This is a genomic window from Neisseria sp. P0014.S002 (genome assembly GCF_051958295.1).
GTDB classification, from domain to species: domain Bacteria; phylum Pseudomonadota; class Gammaproteobacteria; order Burkholderiales; family Neisseriaceae; genus Neisseria; species Neisseria flavescens_B.
In genome coordinates, this window is sequence record NZ_JBQCVO010000008.1 from 94,403 (window position 1) to 117,542 (window position 23,140).

Sequence of the window (23,140 nt, forward strand, 5' to 3'; positions counted from 1 at the left end):
TGGAATATAATTCCAATAAATCTAAAAAAATAAAATTTTATTCCAATTTAAAATTTGTTCAAATTTGTTGTAATCCTGTGTAATCTGCCGGGAATCGCTTTATTGCAAAGGCTGTAACTGCTATGATTGCCGTCTGAAACGTTACCCTCTGAAGGATTCATTATGACTGCTCCACGTCAAGTCTTCTATATTTCCGACCGCACCGGTCTGACCGCCGAAAATATCGGTGAAGCTCTGTTGAACCAATTCGGCAATGTCGAGTTCAAGCGCCATGTTCATCCATTTATCGATACGCCTGAAAAAGCGTTGGCCGTAGTGGATGAAGTCAATAAGACAGCCGAACAGTTTGGTGATCGTCCGATTGCTTTTGTCAGCGTGGTAAATCATGAAATCCGTGAAATCATCAAAAAATCCAATGCATTCCATATTGATTTCTTTGAAACGTTCTTGGGTTTGCTGGAAAAAGAATTGAATGTTGAAGCAACGATTGCCGAACGGGGCCATCATGGTATCGGCAATACCAAGCGTTATGATGCGCGTATGGAAGCAGTGAACTTCTCGCTCAGCCATGATGACGGTGTCAGCGATAAAAACCTGCAGGAAGCCGATGTGATTTTGATGGGCGTGTCCCGTTCGGGTAAAACGCCGACTTGTCTTTATTTGGCTCTGCAATACGGTATCCGCGCCGCAAACTATCCATTGATTCCCGATGACTTGGAATCGACCGATTTGCCGCGTATGGTCAAACCTTATAAAGACAAGCTGTTCGGCTTGACCATTCAGCCTGAGCGTCTGCAGGCTATCCGTCAGGAACGCCGTCCTAATTCGACCTATTCCAAAATCGATACTTGCCGCAGCGAGATTGCCGATGCGCAAAATATGTTCAAACGCCACGGTGTGCCGTTTACCAATACAACGGATAAATCAGTGGAAGAACTCGCTGTTCATATCTTGCAGGCTTGTAAGCTGAAACGCCGTTTCTAAATGAAATGATAAAAGGCCGTCTGAAACTTCAGACGGCCTTTTTTTATTTTGTACATTAGGTTTTAGGCAAGGTAACACCGGTTTGTCCCATGTATTTGCCGTTGCGGTCTTTGTATGAAGTTTCGCAGACTTCATCGCTTTCAAAGAACAAGACTTGAGCCACGCCTTCGCCTGCATAAATTTTGGCAGGCAGGGGGGTGGTGTTGGAAAACTCAAGCGTAACGTAGCCTTCCCACTCAGGCTCGAACGGGGTAACGTTGACGATAATGCCGCAGCGAGCGTAAGTGGATTTGCCCAAGCAGACGGTCAGGACGTTGCGTGGGATGCGGAAATATTCAACTGTGCGCGCCAGTGCAAAGGAGTTGGGTGGAATGATGCAGCAGTCATCTTCGACGGTAACGAAGTTTTTCGGGTCGAAGTTTTTCGGGTCGACGATGGTGCTGTTGATATTGGTGAAGATTTTAAATTCATTGGCACAGCGGATGTCGTAGCCGTAGCTGGATGTGCCGTAGGAAATGATGCGTTGGCCGTTGGCCTCTTTGATTTGGTTGGGCTCAAACGGCTCAATCATGCCGTGTTCTTCGGCCATGCGGCGTATCCATTTGTCGGATTTAATGCTCATGGTGGTTGTCCTGGGGTAAGGGTTGTTTGGAAATTCTTTGAAATCAACACAACAGCCTTTAGGCAGGCTTGTTAATTGATGTTTCAGACGGCCTGAAATATGGGTAAGGCCGTCTGAAAGGCTGTTTATTTGGTTTTGGAAGCAGATTTTTTAGGCAGTTTGACTTCTTTAATCATACCGTCTTCGCATTTCATGATGAAGACGGGCGTGCCGTTTTGAGAGGCGGTAAAGTTTCCGTGTGCCTTGCCTTTTTTGAACATGCCTTCCAGCGTCATATTGCGTAATTTGGCGCTATTGGAGGAGAAAGGTTCGATAAAGGTTTCGCGGTTGCCTGAAACGGTATATGCGCCTTTGCCGTCAAATTTGCCGTTTTTAAATGAGCCGACATAGCTGCGGCCGTCTTGGCATTTCCATGTGCCTTTGCCGGACGGTTTGCCGTCTTTGCCGACATCGCCATCATAAGCGCAACCTTTTTCTTGATAAGGATTGATGGTTTCGGCAATGGCAGGCGTACCCAGCATGAAGGCGATAGGGAGTAGGGCGAGGTATTTCATCATTTATTCCTTTTTGCAGGCGGTTTCAGACGGCCTGATATTGGGATTCAAAAGTCAGCAGGGTTTCAGCAATACGGCGTGGCAATATGGCTAAAGCGTGTTCGCGCATGGCCGTAGGGATACCGTAGTAGGCTTCGGCAATACTGCCGGTAATGGCTGTCAAGGTATCGCTGTCTCCGCCCAGGGAAACTGCCAGTCGGATGGCGTGTTCAAAATCATCGCTTTCAAGAAAGGCGGTAATCGCTTGAGGTACGGTTTCCTGACAGCTTTCGTTGAAATGATAATGCGGGCGGATTTGGTCGCAACTTTGGCTTAAGTCGTAGCCGAATTGCCGTGTAATGTTTTCTTTGATTTGCGCTTTGCCCATGCCGGTACGCGCCCAAAAGATGGCGGCGGCTACGGCTTGCGCACCTTTAATGCCTTCCGGGTGGTTGTGCGTTACGGTGGCGGATTGTTCGGCAAAATGCAGGGTTTCTTTCAATGTGGCAAATGCCCAACCAACGGCAGAAACACGCATGGCCGAGCCATTACCCCAGCTATTATAAGGTTCTGGATCTTTCCATTCTATCCATTGTGAGAAGCGGCCGCCATATGCGCCTTTAGGGTAGGGATATGCCCTACACCAGCCTTGCAAAATAGAGGCTAAATTATCGTTGCAGCCTTGTAAAACCCAATCGGCAATGGCAACAGTGCAAATCGTGTCATCGGTAAAGTCGCTGTCGGGGCTGAAAATGTCAAAATCGGTGTGACGGTAGTTGTCAAACTCGAATCGTGATCCGGCAATATCGCCAATGACTGCACCCAACATCATGACATCCTTTCTGATACTTCTATTTGTATTTCAGACGGCCTTTGATATTTCCCAATCAAAAGGCCGTCTGAAAAATTATTCTTGCCAGCCGCCCAAATAAGAAACCAGCTCTTCCAACATGGTGCTGATGGCTTCGGTCATCAGGATTTGCGAGGCAAAGGCGAGGCTGGCGGCATCGTCACCGTTGCTTTCGGCTTCTTCTTGCAAAACGTCCAAATACTGGATGCGTTTGAGCGTAAAGTCTTGGGTGAGGATAAACGCGATTTGTTCGCGCCATACCAAGCCCAGCTGGGTAACGGTTTTGCCGTTTTTGACGTGTTGTACCACTTCATCGGCGGTCAGGTCTTGTTTGGAAACTTTGACGACCGGAACAACATCGCCTACGCCTTTGAGTTCGCAATCGCTGTCCAATTCAAAACCGCCTTCGCAATGGCCTTGCAGCAGCCAGCTGGTCATCAGGGAAGAGGGCGATTGTTTGGTGTTGGGCAGGGCTGCTTCCAAACCGCCCAAGGCTTCGCGCAGTTTGGTCAGGATATTTTCCGCTTTGGCAGATGCGGCATTGTTGACCAAAAGATAACCATGGCGCGTGTCGAAAATCGCCTGTGTGCGGCTGCTGCGCGTAAAGGCACGGGGCAGCAGGTCGTCAGTAATCTGTTCTTTCAGCTCTTGTTTTTCCTTACGGCCGACATTGCGTGCTTCGTTGTTTTGGATTTCCAAAACCTTTTCATCCAAAATATCGCGGATCACGCCGGCAGGCAGGACTTTTTCTTCTTTTTTCAGAGCAACGCGCCAAGTGTAATCGGCAGGGAAAACCAGCTCGGGCGAAAAGGAAACCGGCGTGGCAAAGCCTTCGCTAAACCAGTCCAAACCCTGACAATGGGCAAATTCGGATTGCGCCAATTTGTCGGCAAGGACTTCCAATTCGGGCAATTTGTCTTTGTTGAGCGGATAAAAACTGATTTGCTTAAACCACATGGTGAGTTTTCCTTTTTATTAAAACCGGCATTATACAGGGAAAATAACATACGGAAATCGGCAGCATCTTTAAAAATGCAGTAAAGGCGTTGACAGAAGAAAAGGCTTTCTGTATAGTTCGCGCTTCGGTTACGCGCCCATCGTCTAGAGGCCTAGGACACTGCCCTTTCACGGCGGCAACCGGGGTTCGAATCCCCGTGGGCGTGCCATATTTTGGATAAACCCTTACTAAAAAATAGTAAGGGTTTATTTTTTTGCCACTATGGTACTGTTTGTATATCTTTAAACTCTATTGTAAACGTGGACTAGAAGTAAAATACTCGGCCTATTCGACATTTCTGGGTGTTCTACATTAACTAAAAATAATGTATCGGTGACTGGTAGATGGGTCCCATCATTCAGAAAAGGCAAAAGAGTGTCTCATTGATGATTAAACTTAGAAGATGAATAGAGGAAGAAATCGTGAAAACGAAGATTATGTTGAAAGCACTGAAAAAAGAATAGATTAACTTCCCCTCTATGAAATCCATTGAGGAAGTGTGTGTTTAATAAGCCTATCTGGAAGTTTTTAGGTTGTAGGCGTCTGATATGCTGTTTTTATATTAGGTTTGTAAGATTGGTCTAGGTACTACACTTAAAATACAAATGTTTTTTATATGCTGATATAATTTCGGTTTAAGTCAACTGCCGATTTTTATTATGAAAAATCTTACGGACCCGTTTAAGAGTTGGTTATCACATTTCTTTTTTAATCGTGATCCACTTAATCCTATTCCGAATGGTAGGCCACTGTATACTTATGCAGTTAATGAAAATGAATACCGTGAACTGTGTGCACTGTTTTGTCGTAAGCCTTTTTTGATATCGGGTTCTTCTTATCAGGACGAATGGTGTGCCTGTTACTGTCTGGCAGTGAGTGAAACTTATCGGCGCAAGTATTCGGGTGGTGAATGGAGTTGGGCATTTTTCGATAATGCAATAGGTACGCAATTTGATAATGAACAGCAGCGTTACAAATATTTGAAAAAAGGGTTGGCATATTGGCGGCGAGAATGGAAATATGACGCTGCTAAAAATACGCGTTATCTTGGTACATTAATTGCTGAAGGTGGATTACCACTGAAAATGCTTGCAGCTGATGATAATGCTATTCGCAATATTATTGATTATGGCTTGAAAAAATATCAGGAGAGTATGGAAACTTTCCGCCCTTTAGAAGAATATATTGCTGAAAGAGTATATAGGCTGGCACAAGTATTTCGTGATACTGCGGCTGTTGTTCTATTTGCTGATACAGTTAGAGCACTAGTCAAGCTCGCTGAACGGTATGACTTGAAGAATAAATGCAATTTGGTCGAATACCTAGATCAGGCAGATAGTGGTTGGCGCAGTGAGTTTCCTTTTGCTTTGGATGGTAATCAGGTGGATGCAGTTATCAACCGCTGGTTGGGTAATGCAGCAGACGAACGTCAAAAAGTGGAAAAGCAAGAGTTCTCCTGTCGGCATTATGTAAAGGAGGAAAGTTGGTGCTTGCATGCTAAAATCGGGTTACCTGAAAAATTTAGTTTTCCTATTCAGAATTATCAGGGTAAAACGGTTTTACAATGGCAAATTTTTGAAGGAGAAGAGCCAGTTGCACAAATGGGAGCAACAGCATTTGCTTCTCTTAGTGATACAGGCGGAGAGCTAACATTCAAACTTCCTTTTGGGAAGCAGCTTGACTTTGTCCGAGAGAAACCTAGTCTGCCTTTGTCTATGCGAGTGTTTGCTAGCGGACGGCTGCTTTATACCAAGTTGTTTGGAGATACTGGATTTGATGAAGATGCACCGCTGGTGTTTCGTCCTGATCAAGATCAACATTGGCAACTGTTCTCCACTAATGAGTACACGCGCAGTAAAGATAGAGATATTTTGATTCATCTACCAGACGGTTTTGGGTTGTCTGAAGATGAAAATGTTTCCTATTTGGGTGGGCAGTGGTTTAAGTGTTCGGACGGATTGACCGCTCGTCACGCGGATGGGCGAGAAATAGTTGTTGTACAAGCTAGTCTGACAGAACAGAGTATTTTGCACGGGAGGCTGTTTTATCACTGCCAAAATACTGATAGTTTACCTGTGTATCGTGGTTTTCCTACTCTGCTAACGCCCCCTGACTTATCTCCGACGCACATCAAAATCAACGGTGAGGTTCAATCAAATATCTGCCCGAGCTATTATGGTACATTTCAGGTGGCTTTCTATAAGGGCACAATTTGTTTGTTGCGGCGTAAAATTACTGTCCTGCCTGAAGATTTTTCCTATACTTGGCAAGCGGCAAGCGACAAAGATCCCGCCATTTTAAATGTTGATACTTCCGAAAAGGTTTTCATAGATGTCTTTGCCAAGCATCTAGATATCACAAAAATCCATTCCCAATTTAGATTTATCTGCCAAGCTGAGGACAGTAATTATCCATCTCATATTATTCTTGCAGTTGGAAGTAACCCTGTTCAAGCTGCACGATTAAGACTACCTCTACCGTTTGATGGTGCGTATCTATATGATGAAAAAGGTAGAATTGATGATTGCCGTCTGAATATCAATCAGCTGCTAGGCAAGTGGATAATGGTATATTCCTCCGCATCGACCGATATGAGGCTGGTATTCAAATTATCGGATAATGTGCATGGTCTCCCCATTTCTATTAGCGAACGTTTGTCAGCAGATGGTCTGGTGCAGCAGTTTTTCTTAGATCAATGGAAACCGCAACTTTTGCAGCTTTTATCGTGTAGCAGTAGTCAAGATGCCCAGGTAGAAATAACTGTGTGCCATATGGGCTCAGAGAACCCTTTGATACGGCTTATCTTGTCTCGTTATAATGGTCTAGTTATGTGGAATAATCAGTTTTACCGTTTCGGTATTCTGGCAGTGACAGATGCATTACGAAAAAGTTTCGTCATCAAACGGCAGGCAGAAGACGAATTGACTTGCCGAGAAGCAGTAGTAAACATCATGCGCTTGGATGCACCTGAAAAAGGTGCACAAAGGCTGCTTGAAAGCACAATGAGGATAAATGGGCATTATCAACTGTCGTCCGAACAATATGATGAAGGATTGTGGTTGATTTACCCTGCGCCTGAATCACCAGTTCAATTCCGTCCAGCTATATTTGACAATAGCAGTGAAAAATTTATCGAACCATTTCAACATAATTCCCTGCATATTGCTGCACGCGCTTTCCATCCGGACCACAATCCCGAAGCTATTAGCCGTATCATTACGGAAATGGTGGGTAATCCTGAGCATTCTGGTTGGCTGTATTTTGAGAGCCTGAAGCAGCATTTTTCTCATCTGCCATTGTCAGTATTTGAAACATGGAAAGCCTTGGTACAACAGCCCAAAGCCTTAGCTTTGGCGGTATTACGCTTAGGGTTGGATGGTGTATTTTGCGAGCGGATGCGTAATGAATTGGCCGTGGTATGGGAGTGGTTGGCTCTACAAGATTGGTTTGCTGCCATAAGTGTGTACAAACCATACATTCGTACCAAAATTGCAGCTACAGGCTTGAATCCTGATGATTTTCCCTTGTCTGAAAACTGTATTCCTACAAGCGTGTTGTGCCATGACGAGATTTTACGCAATCATGTATTTAAAGGATTTCTTTCAGAAATAGAAATGATAGTGGTGGAAAACACGCTTGGGGAAATTTTCGACAAGAAGCACGATTCACGTTATAACCGCCATTACAATGCATTGCGTCAGAATAAAAACCAACGCATTCCTGAAACGCTTTCAGATGGTCTTCAAAAATGGTTGGAAAAACAACAGGATGTATTTTTCAATAAAGTACGCTGTCTGTCCAAAATTCCTTTTGACCGTGCAGTTGTCTGGCTACCAGTATTTACTGCCTGTGTTAAAGCCGGCAATGCGCAGCCTTCAGATATCATGCCATTAGAAATGACTGCTGCACAGTTTGCTGATGCTTTTTATCGTATTTACGCTTTGGATGCAGAATGGTTTGATTACGTCTGCGCTTCCCTGAGCTGCTACCTAGTGAGTGAATCATAATGAATACCGATACCACGCAAACTCTTTCCGGATTGATAGAGCAAAGTCTGAACCGTATCAAGGAAGCTACTATTGGCGTATTGGATATTACAGATAATAAATTACGCAGTCACCTGCGACAATTGATTAGCAATGAATTGGGTAATGAAAACTGTTTTCTTGCTGCCCCTGTCGTTGAACATACCTTTGGTTGGAAAAGCGCGGACTGCACCTTTGCAGATTTGGTAAGACAAAACCTGTTTTCTACAAAACTTACAGATGTGTTGGCAGATGCAGACAGATATGGTTTTCCCAAAACTGCCCGCCCCTATACCCATCAGTTGCAGGTATGGAAGCACCTTCTGGAGGATGATCCAAAATCTGCCATCATTACCAGTGGTACAGGATCAGGTAAAACTGAATGTTTTATGATTCCGATATTGGAAGATCTGATACGTCGCCAAACGTTGGAAAAAACAGCGCTTATCGGTGTTCAAGCTCTGTTTCTCTACCCACTTAATGCTTTAATCAATTCTCAAAAGGAACGTTTGGATGCATGGACGAAACCTTTTGGTAACAAAATCCGCTTTTGTCTTTACAACGGTAACACAAAAGAAAGTGCTGATCCACGTGACAAAGACCGGCCCAACCAAATCTTGTCGCGGGAATTGCTACGCAAAGAACCTCCGCCTATCCTACTTACTAATGCCACTATGTTGGAATATATGCTGGTGCGCCAAGTAGATGCCCCTATTTTGGAAAAATCTCGCCAAACAGGTTCATTGCGCTGGATAGTATTAGACGAGGCACATAGTTATATCGGATCGCAGGCAGCAGAAATTGCATTGTTATTACGCCGTGTAGTACACGCTTTCGGCAAAAAGCCCGAGGACATACGCTTTGTTGCTACATCTGCCACCATTGCTTCCGACAAAGCAGCAGACGAACTTCGCTGCTATCTTGCTGATTTGGCTGGGGTACCAAAGGAACAGGTTCTAGTAGTTTCTGGGAGCCGCGACTTTTTGCCGATTAGTGTTGCCGATGGTAGACAGAGTCTCACAGATATCACATCTATTAAGGAAGAAACCGAACGCTTTACAGCCCTTTGTCAAAGTGTAATAGCCACTACCCTGCGTAATTGTCTGACAGTCAATACCCAACCTTACACGCTGAACCAATTGATACAGGCAACGCAAACATATTTGCTTTCTGATAGCCTTTATGAACAGCAGCGTGAAGTTTTAGGCTGGCTGGATGTTATGAATCAGACAAGGCCGTCTGAAAATGCTGAACCATTTTTAAAACTGCGTTTGCATTTATTTCAATCAATGCTGCATGGGTTATGGGCGTGTGCTGACCGTCATTGCAGCAAAAAAGAAGGTTACCTTAAAGACTGGCTATTTGGGCAGGTTTATCTTAACCGCAGAACTAAATGTGATTGTGGTGCTCCTGTGTACGAATTAGTGTTGTGCCAAGATTGCGGTACCCCGCACTTGATGGCGCAGGAGTATAACGGTATTTTGCAGCAGTGCGATACCTATATCACCGATGAGTTTGCACTCAATCCTGAGCCTGCAGCTAATGACGAAGAAGACAGTGGTGATGACGTAAACCCAATTTCAGATGGTCTACAATTCATATCCCGCAATAAAGTGATTGCAGCCCCAGTCAATATGCAGTCTGAAGACTATACGGTACAAAAAATCGATAAAGAAACTGCGCAAATCGGCGTACAGCAAGGTAAAACTTTTGAGTTGGCTTTGGATTACTCCCCGCATGCCTGCTGTTCCGCCTGCGGCAAAGAAAACCGAAGAATGCCGTTTTATCGTGGACAATATTTGGGTGCACCGTTTTATGTAACTAACGCTGTTCCGACCGTATTGGAATTTTGTAGTGATGCTGAAAATGATCCGCAATCGTTACCCGCTCGTGGGCGGCGATTAATTACTTTTACTGACAGCCGTCAAGGCACAGCAAGAATGGCGGTAAAAATGCAGCAGGAAGCAGAGTATTCCAAACTGCGTGGTATGGTGTTTGATGTATTGGTGCAGGAAACAGGCAAAGCAGAAGCCATGCCGCCTGAGTTAGTTGCACTGATGCAAGCTAATCCTGCTTTGGTAGGACAAATTGCATGGAAAGGTTCTAGTGGTAAAAAAACTCATCTTACTTGGGATGATATGTACCGTACACTGCGCGACAAAGCTGAAGTGACGCAAGATTTACTGCCTTACAATCGAGAAACCAATCCCAGTATGTTTAATGATCCTAGTGGCAACGGAGCAGAAAAGCTGGCAGAGTTGCTACTGGCACGCGAATTTATCAGACGCCCAAGAAATGCCAATAGTTTGGAAACTTTAGGTTTGACAATGATTTGTTATCCTGGTCTGGATAAAATCAGCACAGTGCCTGATGGTTGGGTAGAGACACGTGTTTTAAATCAGGCAGACAATCCAAGCAAACCGCTGGATTTGGATGATTGGAAAGCATTTTTAAAAATGATTTTGGATTTTCATGTCCGTGAAAATTCCTTTACCAATTTAGATGAGCAGAAAAAACGATGGTTAGGCAAACGCTTTTCGGGAAAATCCCTGCTGCCGCCCGATACCAGAGAAAAGCAAACTTCGCGCAAACGAGCTTGGCCGCAAGTTCGAGATAAAGGCCAACAGCCTCGAGCAGTCAAAATTTTGCAGGCGGTTACAGGTCTTGATATTCAAAACCCTTTGGCTAAACACAAAATTAATTCGTGGCTGCAAACTGCGTGGAAACAATTGACTACTGATAGCAATATCCTGCATCCCGATAATGATGCTTGGAAAATGCCGCTTTCAGCAATAGCGTTTAAGTTACCTGAAAAAGAAATGTGGCTGTGTCCGCAAAGTCACCGCCTGATCGACACTACTTTGCGCGGTGTGTCTCCTTATTTGCCTGGTAACTGGCAGGAAATGCCGTCTGAAAAACTATTTTGCAGCAAAACTGAGATTCCAGATTATTATCGTTTCAAACAGGATGCCACTGCTGAATCTCGTCGTAGCCAAATGCGTCGTTTGCTGAAGCAAGATAAAGATGTAGGCCACTTGCGTCAAGAAGGTTTGTGGAGCAATTTGAACGATAAAATCGTAGAAGGAGGTTTCTACTATCGTGCGGCGGAACATTCAGCACAAATTGCATCTACACAATTAAACAGATACGAACAGATGTTCAAAGAAGGGAAAATTAATGTATTGAGCTGCTCTACTACCATGGAAATGGGCGTGGATATTGGCGGTATGGCAGCAGTGGTAATGAATAATGTACCACCACACCCTGCCAATTACCTGCAACGTGCGGGTCGTGCAGGGCGCCGTAGCGAAGCGGCTGCAATAGCTTATACACTATGCAAAAATGATCCTCATAATCGTCGTGTATTTACCAATCCAAAATGGGCGTTCACCACCGCTATTGCTGCTCCGAAAGTATCGTTAAGTTCTAAAAAAATCGTCAGCCGCCATATGCATTCGCTCTTGTTGGCAGCATTCCTTGCCAAGCGCAGCGATACAGGCAAAGACCGTACTAAGCTAAATACTGCATGGTTTTTCAACCCAACCCAATCTGTTTGGGAGCAGTTTTGCGACTGGATGAACTCCCCAGCATGCTCTACTATTGACCAAGCTTTGGGTGAGCTGGCGGTAGGCACTGCTTTGGAAGGAGTACCATTGACACGTATCAAAGCAAGTGCTAAACAACGGCTGCTGGAATTGGCAGAGAATTGGCAGGCTGATTTCCATAATATCAACCATAAAATTAAGCAAACTGACGACGTTTCATACAAGAAAGCCTTAAATCACGAGAAACAACTACATGAAGATGAGAACCTGCTTGGCTATCTGGCGGTAAACGCATTTCTACCTGGTTATGGTTTCCCTACTGGCATAGTAGAAATGAAAATCCGTAAAATGGAAGACTTACGCCGTGAACAAGAGAAGCGAGATGATAATCTGTTCATCCGTAAAGAAAACCCAAGTCGCAGTTTGGATATTGCACTGCGTGAATACGCACCTGGTTCGGATGTTGTATTGGATGGGCGCGTATACCGTTCTGCTGGCATCAATCTACGGGTAAAATCGGATGAACGAGGTAAAAACGAAGACCAACGCTTCGATACTGCGTGGCGCTGTAGAAACTGCGGTACATCTGGCGTGACGCGTTACAAATATAGCTGTAGTGATATCCAATGTTCTTACTGCGGTGAAAGTATTCCTTTTGATGAACAATGTACGGTACTAATCCCAACAGGTTTTCTGACTGACTTTTTTGAAGACAGTAGCAACGATGTTTCCTACCAAACATTCGTTCCTATTCAGCCTCCTAGAGTACAATTGAATGGTGAAACTGTAGCCTTTCTAAAACATGAGTGCGGTGAAATTAGATATGGTAGTGACGGTAGAGTACTGTTTCGCTCTAGTGGCAAGCATGAAAAAGGTTTTGCTGTTTGCATGAGATGTGGTAGGGCTGATTCCATGACTGAAACAGGTGAACTGCCTAATGTATTTTTGGGTGAGTATCATAAAACCTTGGGTGGCGGTTTGGATCTTAGCAGTAAAAGTAAAGATTGTTCTAATAGTAATGTTCAGATCAATATCCATCTGGGCCATCATATCTCAACCGATGTATTGGAGATTGCCCTGAAAAATCCACAAACTAAGGTATGGCTAGGTAGTGGAGATAAAACTACCGCCCGCACGATTGCCGTTGCTGTACGCGATGAAATTGCTGCTTTTTTGGGTATAGAAACTACTGAAATGGGCTATGCCGTGCGAGCAGATAGAGATTTGGAAACAGGTGCCGTTCGCTGTTTGATTCAGATTTACGATAAAGCTGAAGGGGGAGCCGGTTTCGTTTTATCTGCTGTAGATGACATCAACGGTATCATAAGTCGCGCTTTAGACCGTTTGAATTGCCCAGCTGATTGTGGTAGTGTGTGTCAGCATTGCCTTGCGGGTAGTGATAGCAATGTGGAGCGAGAAGAACTGGACCGTCATCAGGCTTTACAATGGCTTGAGGAAGCTCAATTGAAACAACATTTGAACTACCAGTAAGTATTTTGTGTGCCGATAGTTATACCTGTGGGCGTGCCAAAATTCTTAAAAAACGCTCCTGCTTTTGCAGGGGCGTTTTTTGTTTTCAGACGGCCTGTCGCTGTGAAAATATCTTTAAATTGGTTTACAATAATGCCATTCTGAATCTTAACGAGAGAAAACAATGTTAGACATCCAATTGCTCCGCAGCAATACCGCCGCAGTCGCCGAACGTTTGGCCGCCCGCGGTTACGAGTTTGATACCGCGCGTTTCAACGCTTTGGAAGAACAACGCAAAGCCGTTCAAGTGAAAACAGAAGAGTTGCAGGCTTCGCGCAACAGTATTTCCAAACAAATCGGCGTGTTGAAAGGCCAAGGCAAACACGAAGAGGCTCAAGCTGCAATGGATCAGGTTGCTCAAATCAAAGTGGATTTGGAGCAGGCTGCTGCTGATTTGGATGCCGTTCAGAAAGAATTGGACGCATGGTTGTTGACCATTCCGAACCTGCCGCACGAAAGCGTACCTGCGGGTAAAGATGAAACTGAAAACGTTGAAGTCCGCAAAGTCGGCACGCCGCGCGAATTTGATTTTGAAATCAAAGACCATGTTGATTTGGGCGAGCCTTTGGGTTTGGATTTTGAAGGCGGCGCGAAACTGTCCGGCGCGCGCTTTACCGTGATGAAGGGCCAAATTGCCCGTCTGCATCGCGCTTTGGCTCAGTTCATGCTGGATACGCACACGCTGAAACACGGTTATACCGAACATTACACGCCCTACATCGTGGACGACACCACCCTGCAAGGTACAGGCCAACTGCCTAAATTTGCAGAAGATTTGTTCCACGTTACCCGCGGCGGCGACGAGAGTAAGAAAACGCAATATCTGATTCCGACCGCCGAAGTGACGCTGACCAATACCGTTGCCGACAGCATCGTGGCCGGCAGTGATTTGCCGTTGAAATTGACTGCGCATTCCCCATGTTTCCGTTCCGAAGCGGGCGCATACGGCAAAGACGTGCGCGGTTTGATTCGCCAGCACCAATTCGACAAAGTGGAAATGGTGCAAATCGTTCATCCGGAAAAATCATACGAAGCGCTGGAAGAAATGGTCGGACACGCTGAAAATATTTTGAAAGCGTTGGAACTGCCATACCGCGTGATCACTTTGTGTACCGGCGACATGGGTTTCGGCGCAACCAAAACCTACGACTTGGAAGTTTGGGTTCCTGCGCAAAATACCTACCGCGAAATTTCCAGCTGCTCCAACTGCGAAGATTTCCAAGCTCGCCGCATGAAAGCACGTTTCAAAGATGAAAACGGTAAAAACCGTTTGGTACATACTTTGAACGGCTCAGGCTTGGCAGTCGGTCGTACTTTGGTGGCGGTATTGGAAAACCATCAAAATGCCGACGGCAGCATTAATGTTCCTGCTGCGTTGCAACCGTATATGGGCGGCGTAACTAAATTGGAAGTGAAATAATCGCTGTTTAAAAGAAAAGGCCGTCTGAAACTTAGGTTCAGACGGCCTTTTATGTGATTAAGCAATTATTTGTTGTGTTGACGGAAATATTCCCATTCTTCGACAACGGTACCGTCAGGCAAGTGGCACACGCCGTATTCGTTGCCGTCTTTGTCTTTTTTGATTTCGGATTTGCCGCCTTGTTTGACGCAGAATTCGGAAGCCGGATTGGCCACGCCGACGTTAGGAGATTCTTGTTTTTCTGAAGCGGAGCAGGCGGCCAAAGCAGTTGCGGCAGCGAGGCTGAGGATAACGGGTTTGATCATGGCGTATCTTTCATTTGAAGGATAAAAACAAGCGGATTATAGGGGATACTTGCGTTTAATTGAGTTAAACAGATCAAAGGCCGTCTGAAAAATTTTCAGACGGCCTTTAGTTCAGGAAGTCATACTGGATTATTTGGCTGCTTCGGCTTTTTCGCCTTCTTTAGCAAAGTATTTGGCGTAAATTTTGTCATATTCGCCACTTTCGCGTACTTTTTTCAGCGCATCGTTCAACATTTTGATGGTCGCTTCGTCGCCTTTGCGTGCAGCGATACCGTAGTTTTCGATGGTGAAGTCAGGCAGGGAGATGAAATCCAAGCCTTTGGTCGGGTTGTTTTTCACATAGTTGGCAATAACCGCGCTGTCGCTGACTACGGAATCCAAACCGCCGTTTTCCAATTCTTTAATAATCAGAGGAACGCTTTCAAAGCGGGCGATTTTCGGATTGTCGTTGCCCAAGAGTTTGGAAACGGAGAAGTCGCCGGTGTAGCCGGTTACCACGCCGACTTTGGCCATGTTTTTCAGGTCTTCGGAAGAAGCCACTTTTTTGCCTTTGGGAACGAGGACAACTTGGGTAATTTCAAAGTATGGATCACTGAAGAGCATGCTTTGTTTGCGGTCGTCAGTGATGGTTACGCCGGACATAACGATGTCCACGTCGCCGTTGTTCAGAGAAGGGAAGAGGCTTTCCCATGGCTGGTGTTTGAATTCGACTTTGAAGTTGCCGGCTTTAGCCATGGCGTTCATCAAGTCAACATCAAAACCTTCCACTTTGCCTGCAGAATCCAAAGATTCAAATGGGGCAAACTCGGCGTTAGAGCCGACACGGTACACTTTATCGGCAGGAGCAGAGGCATTGTTGCTTTGACCGCCGCAGGCAGTCAGAGCAAGGGCGGAACAAGCGAGGGCAGTGGCCAGCCATTTTTTCATGTTCATGATATGTGCTTTCTTAATAAAATGTTAACGGATAAAATCTTAGTTTAGCATAATTTTGTGAACAAACTAGCCGAAATCAGTGGTCTTTTTCTCGGAAAAATGCGTAGGTTACGTCATGGAAGAGGTCGGTGTGCGGACTGTCTTCATAGCTTAATTCCGCCAACGCGTCTTCAAAGGCAAGCTGGATGGATTCTACAGCATCGTTGGCCATGTCGGAGGGCAGGGAGCGGATAAGGCCTTTGAGTGCGGTGGCGAGGACGTGGTTTTGCATACGCAAAGCGTCGTTGGCCTCTTCCAAATATTCGAGGCGTTGTTCGATGCTGCTCATGATGTATCCTTGAGTATTAAATAAAATAGTGATTATATAGCGAATTAATATTAAAATGTGACACTTGCGCCGGCTTGCCGGATATGTCCAACCATCGGCCGTATTTCAAGTGATTTTAGGCTTGAATGTGGTTCACAATAAAAATGAAAAAACGAGATTATTATGGAAAACAACCGTCTTGACCCCACAGCCCTCGAGGAAGAAGACCTGAATTGGGAAAAACGCCTGGAAAGATTGCGTCAGGCACGACAATTCAATACCGCGCCGACTCATGCACCATTGGTTAAAAAATCGGACGACGCTGTCGAAGCTGCGCCCAAAACCGCACCTAAAAAAGAATATAAGTTGGATGCTGACAATCGTGAAAAAGTATTGGAAGAATATTTGTACCGTTGGCAGCTGGAACACAATACTGCCCTTGCTGACGAGGGCGAAGCAGTGGAAACCGATGCGATGGTGGTTTTGCAGGACAACTGGTTGAGCGCGCAATCGGCATTGCAGGCTGCAGCTTCAGAGCGTCATATTGAATCAACGCGTACCGTCAGACTGAATCCGAAATCAGGTGCCGTAGATTTTGATGTGCCTGAAGTGGAAGAAACTGAAAAACCGGAAAATGATGATGCGGAAGTGGCTGAAGAGGCGGTTTCAGACGGCCTTGAACAAGAACCGGCCATCAATGTCCATATCAATGTATTGAACCCGCAAGCGATCGGCCGTCGGGAAGTATTCTGCGTTTCTGAAAAAGAGTTGACCGAGCGCCTGATTAAGCGTTTGCGTCCCCATGTGGCCGATGCAGTCAACGGCATGATTCGGATTGCCGTGCAAAAACAAATGGCCTTGTTCACTTATCAGTTGCAGCAAATGCTGAACGAGCAGGCGCCGGGCTTGGTGGAGGATGTATTGGAACACAACGTCAAACGTATTTTGGACGATATGAAGACTGAAATGAAATATCGCCGTTGAGTATCCAGGCCGTCTGAAAAATTTCAGACGGCCTTTGGTGTAAATTTCCCTTAAAATTTTACGAAGCGTGTATAATAGCGGCTCACGTTTTCGTGATAAATATCCTTTCTAAATAGTTGATATGCCCGATGCAGAATCGGGCATTTTTTTTGAGATCGTTATGAATAAAAATAAAATCATTGTATTGCTGATTGCTTTGGTTGCCGTATTTGCTTATAACAAAATGCAAAACAAGCAGCCGGTACAATCGCAGAATCAGCAGAAAATAGAAGCTGTTCAAAAACAAAATAATGCGGGCAAAAAGAATGCCGATACGGCTCAGCAGCAAATCGGTTCGGGCAAAGAATCAGCCGAAGCGGTTTTGAAACAGGCGTTTGAAAACGAGCAAAGCGATATTCAGGTTAAGGGCGAGGGCACGGTATGGAAAACCCTGCCGGATGACAACAAAGGTACGCGCCATCAACGCTTTATCTTGAAGCTTTCCAGCGGTCAAACGCTTTTGGTGGCGCATAATATCGATTTAGCCGACAAAATCAAAGGCTTGAAAAAAGGTGATAAAGTAGCGTTTTACGGCGAATATGAATGGTCGGAGCAGGGCGGCGTTATCCATTGGACACATCATGATCCGGCAGGCCGTCATGAAGACGGTTGGCTGAAGCACGGCGGACAGGTTTATCAATAACCGTTCAGACGGCCTTCTGCTTGAAAGATGACAGGAATAAGCGCAAAATGTTAACAAATTAAACGGGCGTATTGTTTACTACGCCCTTCGCAACATACAGTAGATTGAAAAACAAATGAGCAAAAAACTTCATCCTCAAACGCTTGCCATCCGTAGTGGCAAAGAGCAAACCGAATATTATGAACACAATCAGGCTCTGTTTTTGACCAGCAGCTTCATGTGGGAAAACGCCCAACATGCGGCTGATTTGTTTTCTAAAAAAATCAAAGGTTTTACTTATACCCGTACGTCCAATCCGACTACTGCCGCCTTTGAAAAACGCATTGCCGCATTGGAGGGCGCAGAGCGCGCAGTGGCCACTTCGACCGGTATGTCCGCGATTCAAGCAGCGTTTTTTACCTTCTTGCAAGCCGGTGATCATGTTATTTCCAGCCGCAGTCTGTTTGGTACGACTGTCGGTTTTATCAATAACATCGTAACTAAGTTCGGCATCGAAGTCAGCCATGTGTCGCCAACCGATTTGAACGAATGGAAAGCCACGGTTAAAGACAATACCAAATTGCTGTTTTTGGAAACCCCGTCCAATCCTTTGGGCGAAGTTGCCGACTTGGAAGCGTTGGCAGAACTGGCACACAGCATCGGCGCGCTTTTGGTGGTGGACAACAGCCTCTTGTCGCCAGCCGGTTCGCAGCCTTTGAAACACGGTGCGGATATTTCCGTGTCTTCCGCAACCAAAGCGATTGACGGTCACGGCCGCGTGATGGGCGGCGTGTTGGCCGGTTCGGAAGAATTGATGACGCAAGTTGCCATGTATTGTAACTCTTGCGGTTTGGCGATGTCTCCGTTTAACGCATGGCAGCTGTTGAGCGGCGTGGAAACCTTATCGCTGCGTATGGAAAAACAGTTTGATAATGCGTTAAAAATCGCCCAATGGCTGCAACAACAGCCGCAAGTCCAAGCCGTGTACTACACCGGTTTGCCTGACCATCCGCAAGCCGAACTGATCCGTAAACAGCAAAACGGTGGCGGCATCGTCATCGGTTTTGAAGTCGCCGATCAGGAAGCCGCATGGAAAATCGTGGACGGCGTAGAACTCTTTTCCCGTACTGCCAACCTCGGCGACGTGCGCTCAACCATCACCCATCCGTGGACAACCACGCACGGCCGGATGCAGCCTGAAGAAAAACTCGCCGCCAATATCCGCCCGGGATTGGTGCGCCTGTCTGTCGGTTTGGAACACATCGACGATTTGATTGATGATTTGCAACAAGCGTTGAACAAATAATCTAAAAACAAATTTCAGACGGCCTTAAATTTTAATAGGCCGTCTGAAAGCAATTAAACACACATCTTAAGAATAAAAGGAAAAAAATAATGTCTGAAGCAGAATTTGCCTCATGGGCAATGAAAATCCTACTGAGCGGCCTGATTATCTTTTTGGGCTTTATCGTTTGGAACTTGGGTAAAGAATCCAAAGCCGGCAAATTCGGCATCGCCATGCTCTTCTTGGTTTTGGGCTTGGGTGTGTTTGGATTCGTATTTAAAGAATTGCTGATTAGCTTTTTGGTATTGCCGAAGTAAGCAGAAAGTTTACAGATAGAACAAGGCCGTCTGAAAATATTCAGACGGCCTTTTGATTTGATGGTTTAAATGACGCCCAATTCTTGCAAGCCGCGCAATACACCGTCTTCATCGACACTTGGGCAGACGAATTGTGCGGCCGCTTTGGCTGCTTCTTCGCCATTGCCCATGGCAATGCCAAAGCCGACGGTTGACAGCATTTCCAAGTCGTTGAAGCTGTCGCCGAATGCCATCACTTTGCTCATATCAATGCCCAGTTTTTCCACTGCGTGGGCGATGCCGCGTGCTTTTGAACCTTCTTTACGCAGCAGGTCTACAGCATATTCATGCCAGCGGACGGATTTGAAGCCTTGTTGCTGGGTTAGTGGGTGCAGGATTTTTTCTTCTTCCTTATCCACAAAGACCAACATTTGATAAACAGGCTGTTTGCGGAAATATTCTTTGTCTGTCAGGAAGTTGGGCAGGATATGCGATAAGCCTTCAACAACGCGCGGAGAATGGGAGGAAACGGCAATTTCTTGGTTGTTGACGAATGCGTAGTCTATTTTGTGTTGTTCAAGCAGGTTGATGGCAGTTTCGATGTCGGTAATGTCCAAGGGATAGCTTTGCAGGGGTTCGCCGCGAAAGGAAATATATTGGCCGTTGATGGTAACGAGCATGTCGATACCGCATTCTTGAATCAAGGCTTTGACTTTGGCGGGCATGGCGGCTTCCGGACGACCGGTGGCAATGGCAGTCAAAATGCCTTTGGCTTTCAATTCGCGCATGGCTTGGGCAACCGAGGGACGCAGGGTATCTGTGTATTTGCGGTAGAGGGTGTCGTCGATGTCAAAGAAGATGATTTCAGGGTTGTTCATGGTTTACTCGTTGGGCTGGGTATGCACAGCTTTCATTGAAAATTGTGTGAACAGCTTGTGTATAAATTGTTTTAGTATTTGATTACTATTATAAAAATAAGTTCTGATTAAAATTTAGGCAGAGTTTTATTTTGAGAATAAAGCGGAAAGTTATCCACATCAGGCCGTCTGAAAATTTGGTTTTCAGACGGCCTTGTTTTAAGCAATCAAACGGATATTTTCTTTGTCTTGCCTGAATTTGTTTTTAATTACGAGAGGCAGGCTGCTGTCGAAATACCAGCTTCCATCAGGCAATGCCAACGCGCCGCCGGCACAGAGCAGGGTAATGCTGTTTCCGGTCAGGGGGTCGGTTTCGGTAATTTCAATTTCGTGCGCTTTACCCCAATCGGTTACAGGGAGTAGGGCGGCCAGCTCGGTAATGCGTTGGTTTTGATGTTTGATACCATTTGGCTGGCGACAGTTGCCGTTGCATTTTCCGACGGCCTCAACTGGGCAGGGTTCGCCCTTTGCGTAGCTGGTCGGCAAAATGTTGAGCGAATCCGGGCAGAGCCTGTGTTCTTGCGACCATTGCGTCAAGGCGCGTTTGGCTGCTTTTTTGTGGGCAAACAAACCGTATGGACGCCAATTTCTGGTGCCGCTGTTTAACAAGACAATGCGTGCTTGAAGGCTGCCGTGTTCGTCAGCAATAAAGCGGACGGTGGAAAACGATGTGGACTTTTCAGACGGCATCAGTTGGTATTCCTGCATGGTTTGGGCTTTGAGCCATAATGTATGGAGCTGCCCGACTGCCGGAATAAAACGGATGGAGGCTGCGGCTTTGATGTGCGGCGGCAGTTTTTTGCTGTGCAGCAGGGTAGCGGTTTCACTGTATGTGCATTCATGTGCTTCAATGGCTTGGGCTTTGCCGAAATGGTCAAACCAAACCAATACGCCGTAACTGTCGGGCAGGGCATAGAGCTGTTGGGCAAGCGAATCAGGCAGCCAAGTGGGCAACATTTTCGGATTCATCAATACACGGACGTGTTCGTCCCATTGTTGATGATTTTTTTCTGCCAGACTTAATTCGAGATAATCACATAATGCGGCAACATCGGTCATGGCGCGGTGGCGGTTGGCCGTCTGAATGCCGGTGCGTTCGATAATGCTGTCGAGGCTGTGTTTGTAAAACTCAGGATACAGGCGGCGAGACAGTTGAACCGTACAGAGCGAGGGCGCGGCAAAGTCAGTATGGATACGGGCAAACTCGTGACGCAGGAAGGTGTAGTCAAAGCGGCTGTTGTGGGCAACAACCACAGCACCTTGCAACAGCGGCAACAAATCGGCTGCAATATCGGCAAAGACAGGCGCGTTTTTCACTGTTTCATCATGAATCCCGGTCAGTCTGGCAACAAATTCGGGTATGCTGCGGCAAGGATTGACCAATTGCTCGTAATGTGTGGCGCTTCCTTGCTCAAAACGAACAAGGGCGACTTCCGTTATCCTGTCTTGATAGAAATTTCCACCGGTCGTCTCCAAATCCACCACGACCACAGGCCGTCCCAAACGGGAAAATGCTTCGGATAAGAGCGGCCAGCGTGCGAAATCTGACATTTTATTCTCTGTAAATTCAATAGCAAATGCGCATTTTACACGCTGTCTGCAAGTTTTCCAAATAAAACGCTTGACAGTAAATAGGCTTCTCTTTATAATCCGAATCTTTCTTAATGCACCCGTAGCTCAGTTGGATAGAGTATCTGGCTACGAACCAGAGGGTCGGGCGTTCGAATCGCTCCGGGTGCGCCACAGAAAATCTCCGCGCCCATCGTCTAGCGGTTAGGACATCGCCCTTTCACGGCGGTAACCGGGGTTCGATTCCCCGTGGGCGTGCCAGTTACTTTAAAATAAGCCATCACTAAAGAATAGTGATGGCTTATTTTTTTACCTTTAAAAGGTTCTTTTAAAAGGTTATAGTTATTTAATTTTTTAAATAACTTTCTTAGCTGTTCAGACGGCCTTTGCCTATTCTTCTGCCCAAGGTGTCGTAGCTGTACGTCCAAGTTTCTTTCGTGCCGTCTTCTTTGAAGATCTCCACCGTAACCAGTTGGTCATGCAAATCGTAGAAGTAGTTTTGTACTTCGCCGTTTGCCAGTTTGCGGTGGATCAGATTGCTGAAACTGTCGTAGTAATAGCTGCTGCCGTTGTAGGTTTTCAGGCGGTTGTTGGGTATATGAGGGTCGTTTTGTGAATTAGGCTCCAATTTTTTGGGAAAGATAGGTTGACCCATTAGGGCTTGCCTCTATTCCAGCACCATCTTCTCTTTCTGGCTTTTCAGATGCCCAAAGCGCCAAGCTTTGGGTGTAAATTCACGATTAGATAATTGCATAAGAAAGCAGCCAACAAATATACTACCTCTTCTGCGACCAAATTGATATCCCAAGAGGAATGACCAACTATGAAGGTAACTTCCGGTTTGTTTTGGGAATTATTATGACTGGGGCAAACTAAAAAGAGAAACTAACACATCTGGAATTGCTCTTAAACCATTCCGATTATGCATTACAACTTTTTCAAGTATTATGAGTTATGGCATTAAGGTTATCTTAAAACGTTCCTTTCAGACAACCTTAATGCTCTGTTGGGATATGATTTTCGCATTATTGGGTAAATAATATCTTCTTCACAGGACAAGAAATAGTCATAATTATTTGTGTCCAATCTCTTAAATAAGTAAGGAAACTTCATTTGATATCAAATATTCTCCATGGAAAGAGTACCGTTCGAGAATGTGTCCTTCAGGAAGTTTCCAACATTTTCTTAATCCTCCTCCAGAAGTTATAGGTTTGTAACGATAATCTGCTCAAACTTATTAATTAATTGATATTTATTAGTATTTTTAATTCTTCTGGTAGTTTGGCGCCATTTCTATGTACCTTTTTAGCCCAAAATATGGCTTTTTCTTTATTGCCTTGTGTGAAAAATAAATCAGCTAAATTGGATTGGGCAATT

18 protein-coding genes and 3 tRNA genes are annotated in these 23,140 nt (G+C 45.5%); 11 read left to right on the forward strand and 10 right to left on the reverse strand.

Features of this window, described 5'->3' with window-relative positions:
- The first annotated feature begins 162 nt into the window (after positions 1-162).
- Complete coding sequence (ppsR, locus tag ACTHSX_RS08705; protein WP_440377375.1) at positions 163-984, forward strand: posphoenolpyruvate synthetase regulatory kinase/phosphorylase PpsR; 822 nt, start codon at positions 163-165, stop codon at positions 982-984.
- Positions 985-1,039: 55 nt separating this feature from the next.
- Here the strand turns inward: ppsR and dcd are convergent, their stop codons facing one another.
- From dcd to ACTHSX_RS08725, 4 genes are all read right to left on the reverse strand, one after another.
- Positions 1,040-1,606, reverse strand: coding sequence for a dCTP deaminase (dcd, locus tag ACTHSX_RS08710; protein WP_003680541.1), 567 nt, complete (start codon positions 1,604-1,606; stop codon positions 1,040-1,042).
- Between the two features lie 125 nt (positions 1,607-1,731).
- Positions 1,732-2,163 (reverse strand): hypothetical protein, encoded by a 432-nt coding sequence (locus ACTHSX_RS08715; protein ID WP_250601083.1) that lies wholly within the window; start codon positions 2,161-2,163, stop codon positions 1,732-1,734.
- Positions 2,164-2,185: 22 nt separating this feature from the next.
- The gene (locus tag ACTHSX_RS08720; protein WP_440377374.1) at positions 2,186-2,968 is read right to left on the reverse strand and encodes an ADP-ribosylglycohydrolase family protein; all 783 of its coding nucleotides are present in this window, start codon (positions 2,966-2,968) and stop codon (positions 2,186-2,188) included.
- A 78-nt stretch (positions 2,969-3,046) separates the two neighbouring features.
- Positions 3,047-3,946, reverse strand: coding sequence for a recombination-associated protein RdgC (locus ACTHSX_RS08725; protein ID WP_003747432.1), 900 nt, complete (start codon positions 3,944-3,946; stop codon positions 3,047-3,049).
- 133 nt (positions 3,947-4,079) lie between these two features.
- Here ACTHSX_RS08725 and ACTHSX_RS08730 point away from each other — a divergent pair.
- The 4 genes from ACTHSX_RS08730 (at position 4,080) to serS (ending at position 14,506) form a co-directional block, all read left to right on the forward strand.
- Positions 4,080-4,155, forward strand: a tRNA-Glu gene (locus ACTHSX_RS08730).
- A 490-nt stretch (positions 4,156-4,645) separates the two neighbouring features.
- Complete coding sequence (locus ACTHSX_RS08735) at positions 4,646-7,993, forward strand: STY4851/ECs_5259 family protein (RefSeq protein ID WP_440377373.1); 3,348 nt, start codon at positions 4,646-4,648, stop codon at positions 7,991-7,993.
- Positions 7,993-13,047 (forward strand): DEAD/DEAH box helicase, encoded by a 5,055-nt coding sequence (locus ACTHSX_RS08740; RefSeq protein WP_440377372.1) that lies wholly within the window; start codon positions 7,993-7,995, stop codon positions 13,045-13,047. The genes ACTHSX_RS08735 and ACTHSX_RS08740 overlap by 1 nt, the downstream gene beginning before the upstream one ends.
- A gap of 163 nt (positions 13,048-13,210) precedes the next feature.
- Positions 13,211-14,506 (forward strand): serine--tRNA ligase, encoded by a 1,296-nt coding sequence (gene serS / locus ACTHSX_RS08745; protein WP_440377371.1) that lies wholly within the window; start codon positions 13,211-13,213, stop codon positions 14,504-14,506.
- Positions 14,507-14,571: 65 nt separating this feature from the next.
- On the opposite strand, the gene ACTHSX_RS08750 is transcribed toward serS, so the two are convergent.
- From ACTHSX_RS08750 to ACTHSX_RS08760, 3 genes are all read right to left on the reverse strand, one after another.
- Positions 14,572-14,811: a putative hemolysin gene (locus ACTHSX_RS08750; protein WP_295861744.1), complete on the reverse strand. Its 240-nt coding sequence runs from the start codon at positions 14,809-14,811 to the stop codon at positions 14,572-14,574.
- A gap of 129 nt (positions 14,812-14,940) precedes the next feature.
- Positions 14,941-15,744 (reverse strand): basic amino acid ABC transporter substrate-binding protein, encoded by an 804-nt coding sequence (locus ACTHSX_RS08755; protein ID WP_049332057.1) that lies wholly within the window; start codon positions 15,742-15,744, stop codon positions 14,941-14,943.
- Positions 15,745-15,820: 76 nt separating this feature from the next.
- On the reverse strand, positions 15,821-16,072 hold the full coding sequence (locus ACTHSX_RS08760) for an NGO1151 family protein (RefSeq protein ID WP_003680526.1): 252 nt from the start codon (positions 16,070-16,072) through the stop codon (positions 15,821-15,823).
- A gap of 162 nt (positions 16,073-16,234) precedes the next feature.
- Between ACTHSX_RS08760 and ACTHSX_RS08765 the strand changes: the two genes are divergently transcribed.
- From ACTHSX_RS08765 to ACTHSX_RS08780, 4 genes are all read left to right on the forward strand, one after another.
- Entirely contained in the window at positions 16,235-17,035 is an 801-nt protein-coding gene (locus ACTHSX_RS08765) for a hypothetical protein (RefSeq protein WP_440377370.1), read from the forward strand.
- Positions 17,036-17,156: 121 nt separating this feature from the next.
- The gene (locus tag ACTHSX_RS08770; RefSeq protein WP_440377369.1) at positions 17,157-17,717 is read left to right on the forward strand and encodes a DUF3465 domain-containing protein; all 561 of its coding nucleotides are present in this window, start codon (positions 17,157-17,159) and stop codon (positions 17,715-17,717) included.
- A 115-nt stretch (positions 17,718-17,832) separates the two neighbouring features.
- Entirely contained in the window at positions 17,833-19,002 is a 1,170-nt protein-coding gene (gene metZ / locus ACTHSX_RS08775) for an O-succinylhomoserine sulfhydrylase (protein WP_440377368.1), read from the forward strand.
- Between the two features lie 89 nt (positions 19,003-19,091).
- Positions 19,092-19,298, forward strand: a complete 207-nt coding sequence (locus tag ACTHSX_RS08780) for a DUF2788 domain-containing protein (RefSeq protein WP_004521104.1) — start codon at positions 19,092-19,094, stop codon at positions 19,296-19,298.
- Between the two features lie 65 nt (positions 19,299-19,363).
- On the opposite strand, the gene ACTHSX_RS08785 is transcribed toward ACTHSX_RS08780, so the two are convergent.
- Positions 19,364-20,155 (reverse strand): Cof-type HAD-IIB family hydrolase, encoded by a 792-nt coding sequence (locus ACTHSX_RS08785; RefSeq protein WP_440377367.1) that lies wholly within the window; start codon positions 20,153-20,155, stop codon positions 19,364-19,366.
- A 198-nt stretch (positions 20,156-20,353) separates the two neighbouring features.
- The gene (locus ACTHSX_RS08790) at positions 20,354-21,745 is read right to left on the reverse strand and encodes an exonuclease domain-containing protein (protein WP_440377366.1); all 1,392 of its coding nucleotides are present in this window, start codon (positions 21,743-21,745) and stop codon (positions 20,354-20,356) included.
- A gap of 115 nt (positions 21,746-21,860) precedes the next feature.
- Between ACTHSX_RS08790 and ACTHSX_RS08795 the strand changes: the two genes are divergently transcribed.
- Together ACTHSX_RS08795 and ACTHSX_RS08800 are read left to right on the forward strand one after the other, a co-directional pair.
- Positions 21,861-21,937 (forward strand) — tRNA-Arg (locus tag ACTHSX_RS08795).
- Between the two features lie 12 nt (positions 21,938-21,949).
- Positions 21,950-22,024: transfer RNA gene (locus tag ACTHSX_RS08800), tRNA-Glu, on the forward strand.
- Positions 22,025-22,130: 106 nt separating this feature from the next.
- On the opposite strand, the gene ACTHSX_RS08805 is transcribed toward ACTHSX_RS08800, so the two are convergent.
- Positions 22,131-22,418 carry a hypothetical protein gene (locus ACTHSX_RS08805; protein ID WP_440377365.1) on the reverse strand — a complete coding sequence of 96 codons (288 nt, stop codon included), beginning with the start codon at positions 22,416-22,418 and terminating at the stop codon, positions 22,131-22,133.
- Between the last annotated feature and the right edge of the window lie 722 nt (positions 22,419-23,140).